We start from the raw sequence: 878 nt of genomic DNA, 5'->3' as shown, positions 1-878 counted from the left end.
CCGCCGACCCGCCCGCCCGCCACGGCGCCGAACTCGCCGGCCTCACCGCCCTGGTGACCGGCGCCGGCGCCGGCATCGGCGAAGCCGTCGTCCGCCTCCTGGTGGCCCGGGGCGCGACCGTGGCCGCCGCCGACCGCGAGACGGCCGGTACCCGCGCCCTGGAGGAGGAGTTCGGTCCCGACACGGTCACCTCCCACCTCCTCGACGTCACCGACCCCGGCGCGGTCGAGGCCGTCGTCGAGGGGATCGAGCGGGACATCGGCCCCATCGGCGCCCTGGTCAACGTCGCCGGGATACTGCGCGTGGCCCCCGCCACCGAACTCACCGACCGGGACTGGGCCGACACCTTCGCCGTCAACAGCACCGGCGTCTTCCACACCTCCCGGGCGGTCGCGCGCCGCATGACCGCGCGCCGCTCGGGGTGCGTCGTCACCGTCGGATCCAACGCCGCCGGCATCCCGCGCACCGGCATGGCCGCCTACGCCGCCTCCAAGGCCGCCGCCGCGCAGTTCACCAGGTGCCTGGGGCTGGAGGTCGCCCGCAGCGGCGTGCGGTGCAACGTGGTCTCACCCGGCTCCACCGACACCGCCATGCAGCGGCAACTGTGGCCCGACCCGGCCGGGGACCCGGACGGCACCGCCACCGCCGCCGCCCGGCGCCGCGTCATCGAGGGGGACCCGGGGACCCACCGCACCGGCATACCCCTGGGCCGCATCGCCGAACCGGTCGACGTGGCCGAGGCGGTCGCCTTCCTGCTGTCCGACCGCGCCCGGCACATCACCCTGCACGACCTCCACGTGGACGGCGGCGCCGGCCCGGTCGGGTGACCGGTGGTCCGGTGCGGGACCACCGCACCGGACGGCACCCGCCCGCCCCAC

General features: G+C 77.2%; 1 protein-coding gene. It reads left to right on the top strand.

Annotated elements, in window-relative coordinates; translation table 11 throughout:
• On the top strand, positions 1-827 hold an 827-nt coding region (locus tag FOE67_RS27175; protein WP_438874326.1), incomplete at its 5' end, for a 2,3-dihydro-2,3-dihydroxybenzoate dehydrogenase.
• Between the last annotated feature and the right edge of the window lie 51 nt (positions 828-878).

The sequence above is a fragment of the Streptomyces calidiresistens genome (genome assembly GCF_014141525.1).
Lineage (GTDB): Bacteria > Actinomycetota > Actinomycetes > Streptomycetales > Streptomycetaceae > Streptomyces > Streptomyces calidiresistens.
The sequence above is the reverse complement of the archived record's forward strand: the minus strand, read 5'-3'. Positions and strand labels throughout refer to the sequence as shown.